The sequence below is a fragment of the Xanthomonas sp. SHU 199 genome, assembly GCF_000364665.1.
Classification (GTDB): domain Bacteria; phylum Pseudomonadota; class Gammaproteobacteria; order Xanthomonadales; family Xanthomonadaceae; genus Xanthomonas_A; species Xanthomonas_A sontii.
Window position 1 is genome coordinate 1 of the sequence record NZ_AQOI01000113.1, and the last position, 4,847, is coordinate 4,847.

3 protein-coding genes are annotated in these 4,847 nt (G+C 62.9%); all 3 read left to right on the top strand.

The genetic code is table 11. The features are described from left to right. The coding region (locus D183_RS24070) for an amino acid adenylation domain-containing protein (protein WP_157835178.1) at nucleotides 1–1,588 on the top strand (1,588 nt) is incomplete at its 5' end. A gap of 26 nt (nucleotides 1,589–1,614) precedes the next feature. Further along, nucleotides 1,615–3,318, top strand: coding sequence for a cyclic peptide export ABC transporter (locus D183_RS0105370; RefSeq protein ID WP_017908096.1), 1,704 nt, complete (start codon nucleotides 1,615–1,617; stop codon nucleotides 3,316–3,318). Further along, nucleotides 3,315–4,847 (top strand): condensation domain-containing protein (locus D183_RS0105375; protein ID WP_232757218.1); only part of this gene is annotated, 1,533 nt, incomplete at its 3' end. The genes D183_RS0105370 and D183_RS0105375, both read left to right, overlap by 4 nt.

The following is a 4,847-nucleotide window of genomic DNA, read 5'->3' on the forward strand; positions in this document are numbered from 1 at the left end:
CCCTGCCTATCCGCCATCGCGAATACGGCACATTCTGGACGATGCGCGCCCCGCGATCCTGCTCGCCGACGCGGCCGGTGCCTACGCCCTGGGTGATATCGGTGGGACAGCCATCCGTACGGACCTCCCTTACGCCAATGTCGGACAGAGCGATCGCGCAGCCCTGAACCCGGCGCGCGCGACGACCGGGCTGTCCGCGCGCGAAGCCGCCTATGTCATCTACACCTCAGGCTCGACAGGGCGACCGAAGGGCGTCCTGATCGAACACCGCAATGCCGCCGCGTTCATCCAATGGGCACTCGCGCACTATTCGGCCGGCGAGTTGTCCGCAGTGCTCGCTGCGACATCGATCTGCTTCGACCTGTCCGTATTCGAACTGTTCGTGCCGCTCGCCAGCGGTGGCCGCGTCGTCCTGGCAGAGAACGTGCTGGCGCTCAGGGACCAGCAGTTCGACGGTGTCTCGCTGATCAATACGGTTCCATCGGCCATCCGAGCACTGCTCGATGCCGACGCCATTCCCGCCTCCGTGCGCTGCCTCAACCTGGCCGGGGAGCTGCTGCAGCAGGAGTTGGTCGACGCACTTTATGCGCAGCTTGCGGCAGTGAAGGTCTACGATCTCTACGGCCCCTCCGAAAGCACTACCTATTCCACCGTCTGCCTGCGCAGCAAAGGTGGGGACGCGTCCATAGGAAGGCCTATCCACAACACTCAGGTCTATGTCCTGGACGAGGCAGGCGATCCGCTTCCGACCGGCATGGTCGGCGAACTCCATATCGCCGGTGCCGGTCTGGCCAGGGGCTATCTGAACCAGCCTGCGCCCACCGCGGAGCGGTTCGTGTTCAACCCCCACGCCGGCACCCGGGTCTATCGGACCGGCGATCTTGGGCGCTGGACCAGCGATGGACGCCTGCAGTACAGAGGACGCAAGGACAACCAGGAGAAGATCCGCGGCTACCGGGTCGAGCCGGGAGAAGTCGAAGCATGCCTGCTGGAGCACCCGGCAGTCATCGAATGCGTCGTGGTCGGCCACGGCACGGCCGGGGTCGCCGAAGGTCGGATCCTGCTGGCCTATGTCGTCGTGTCATCGGTGGGCGAGGACAGAACGGATCCCGCCGGGCTTGAGGTTCTGGACGATCTCGCCACGTTCCTGGCCATGCGCCTGCCGGCACATATGCTGCCATCGCGCTTCGTACCGCTCTCCGCACTCCCGTTGACCCCCAACGGCAAGGTGGATCGCAACGCATTGCCTGCGCCAGGCTCCGCACCACGCGGTGCGGCTGCCGATGCGCCACCCCGCAATGACACCGAGTACCGTCTGACCATGCTGTGGCAGGACACGCTGCAGCAACAAGGCATCGGCATTCACGAGAACTTTCTTTCGAGAGGCGGCGACTCCTTGCTGCTGCTCAAGCTCGCCTCGTCCATCGAACGCGAATTCGCACTGCGCGTCGATCTGCCGCTGCTGTTCTCCAACCAGACGATTGCCGCACAAGGTCGCTTGCTGATCCAGCAACTGCAACTGGAGCGCGTGCGGCACGCGGCATGCGATTTACGGGAAGCGTCATCGGACACCTTCATCGATCTTTGAGCGTGCGCAGGACGGACTATCAAGCCATGGTGTTGGACGTCGTCAAGCAAAGCAAGCCGCAAATCGCGCTCGCAAGCGCGATCAGTATCGCTGCCGGCGCAGCCAACATCTGGCTGCTGGCCCTGGTCGGCCGAGACATGCGCGCCACCGTGGCCGCGCCGGACGCAATCGCAGAGTTTGCGGGCGCATTGGTGCTGATGGTGGGATTCGGCCTGATCTCCCAGGTGACGCTCTCGCGGCTCAGTGCCGACATGCTGCACGGCCTCCGGCACAAGCTGGTGCAGGCCATCAGCCACCTGTCGGTTCGCAGGATCGAGGCGATCGGGCGGCATCGGCTGTACGCAGCGCTCACCCGCGACGTCCCTGCGTTGCACGACTTCCTCGTCGCACTGCCCAACTACGTGTTCAATATCACGGTGGTGTTGGCGTGCCTTGTCTATCTCGCCCTCATCTCCTCCCGGCTGTTCCTGGTCTTCTTCGTGCTCCTCGTCATCGGCCTCTACGTGGCCAAAGTCGTCATCGCCGACCGGGCGGAGGCGCGCTTCCAGTTGCGTCGCAAGGTGGAGAACGATCTGTTCAAGTGCTACGAAGCGGTCATTGATGGCAGCAAGGAACTCAAGCTGAACTCGGAGCGGGAGGATTGGCTGATCCGGGGTGAGCTCGAGGGATTCGCCCAGAAATACAAGGATGCCACCAAGACCGCAGAGCTGTTCCTCAACATATCCAATAGCTGGGCGACCGCGATCATCTTTATCGGGGTCGGCACGCTGCTGTTCCTGTCCCCCCACATCGGCGTGCCGGACCGCGAACCGGTGGCGACGTTCGTGCTGACCATTTTCTACATCGTCGGCCCACTAACGGTACTCATCAATTCGTTCCGCACCGTCCATGCCGCAAAGGCGGCCGTCACGCATCTGCATGCGCTCAAACTCGAACCCTTGGAGACGGAGTCCTCATCACCATTGCCGATGGAGCCGTTCCAGTCGCTGTCGGCGAGAGGACTGTTGTTCCGCCATGATAATCCGGACGGGGAATGTCCTGGATTCAATGTCGGCCCACTTGACCTGGACATCGCGCGCGGCGAGATCGTCTATTTCGTCGGCGGCAACGGAAGCGGAAAGACCACCGCGGCGAAGCTGCTGACCGGACTGTACGAGCGGCATGCCGGCGAAGTACTGATCAATGGCGTGCAATTGACCGAGCAACGGGCGCACTTCCAGTATTTTTCCGCGATCTTCCAGGATTACTACCTGTTCGAAACACTGGCCGCGAAGCGCGGCAAAAAGGTCGAGGCAGAACAGGTACGAGCGTGGCTGGACAGACTGCATCTCTCCGACAAAGTCAGCGTCGAGCATGGACGCCTGTCGACCACCAGGCTGTCCTATGGCCAGCGCAAGCGCCTCGCCCTGCTGATCGCCTACTTCGAGCAATCCGAGATATACGTCTTCGACGAATGGGCCGCGGACCAGGATGTGGAGTTCCGCGAGTTCTTCTACGGCACCTTCCTGCCTGAGCTGAAGAAGTTGGGCAAGACCTCCATCGTGGTCACTCACGACGAGCGCTACTTTCATCTCGCCGACAAGGTACTGAAGTTCGACAGCGGCGCGATTGCATCCACCATCCACAACACTCCGACCGATGAAGTATGCGCGGAACGCGGCAGTCCGCCAGGCAGCCGCCAGCCCGCCATGAACCCTTTTTCTTTGGAACGGACCTCTGCGCGCACATGAACATTCACGATCTTCTGAGCGAATGCATTCGCAGCGGCATCCGTCTGGCCGAGAACAATGGCGATCTGCGGGTCCACTTCGATGGCCCCGCACCTGATCGCGCACTGCTGGATCTGTTGCGCCAGCACAAGCAGGACATCCTGAAACAACTGGCCAACTCGGAGATACGGCATGTCGCGGGCATCCCGGTTCTGCCCCCGAGGACAAGGACGTCGGTGCCGGCATCCACGGCACAACGCCGCATGTGGCTGCTCCACATGCTGGACGAGGCGAATGGCGCATACAACATGGTCGGCGTCTACCGCGTGCACGGCAGTTTCGATGTCGCATGCATGCGCACCGCACTGGATACGCTGGTGGCGCGTCACGAGGCCTTGAGGACCGTCTTTGCCGAGGAGGACGGCGAGCTGCGGCAATGCGTGCAGTCCATCGGGCACGTTGCATTCGAGCACATCGATCTCTCCACTCTCGCCTCCGAAGAGGCGGAGCGTGCGCTGCAACGGGTGCTGCAGCGCGAGAACCATTGGCGTTTCGACCTCGCCGCCGGACCATTGCTTCGCGCGACGTGCAGCGAACTGGGCGGCGGCAACTGGATGCTCCTGCTGAACATCCACCACATTGCCGGGGACGAATGGTCAATCGGTATTCTCGAGCGCGAAATCAGCGCGCTCTACGCAGCGCTTTTCGCCGGCACGCCGTCGACGCTGCCGGCGCCTATCCTCCACTACGTCGACTACGCAGCATGGAGCAGCCAGCAGGCGGAGGGCATCGAACAGTTGGCGCAGCTCGACTATTGGAAGGCAAAGCTGGCTGATTTGCCTGCATTGCACAGCCTGCCGCTGGACAAACCGCGGCCTGCAGTCCAGGCCTACGACGGCGCCACCGTCCGCCGGATTCTGCCGCCGCGATGGCTGCAGTCCGCGCAGACGCTCTGCCAGGCCAACAACGCCACGCTTTTCATGTATCTGCATGCGGCACTGGCCACGGTCCTGTCTGTTTACAGCAACGAGGACGACATCGCGCTGGGTTTCCCCGTCAGCGGCAGGCAACGCAAGGAACTGGAGACGGTCGTCGGCTTGTTCGTCAATACGCTGATACTGCGCGTACCGGTACGCGGCAACGTAACGTTCGCCGATGCCCTGGCGCTCAGCCGCGAAGCGGTGATCGAAGCCCTTCAGCATCGTGACGTGCCCTTCGACATCCTGGTCGACGCCTTGTGCTCCGGGCGCAGCCCCGCTTATACGCCCTTGGTGCAGATTTTCCTGGCGCTGCAAGCACAGGAGCGCGCCGGGTTGTGCCTGCCTGGCGCGGACGTCGAGGCACTGGACAACGCCGGCGCTCCGGTGAAGTTCGACCTGCAGGTGGACGCCGTGGCGTCGGAAGCGGGATTGGTCGTGGATTGGCGCTTCAACCGCAGCCTCTTCGAGGATGCCTCAATGGAGCGCATGGCAGACGCGCTGGTCCGCGTGCTTGAGGCGAGCGTACACGCGCCGGACCAGCCGCTGTCCCGCATCGACCTGCTGGCGCCG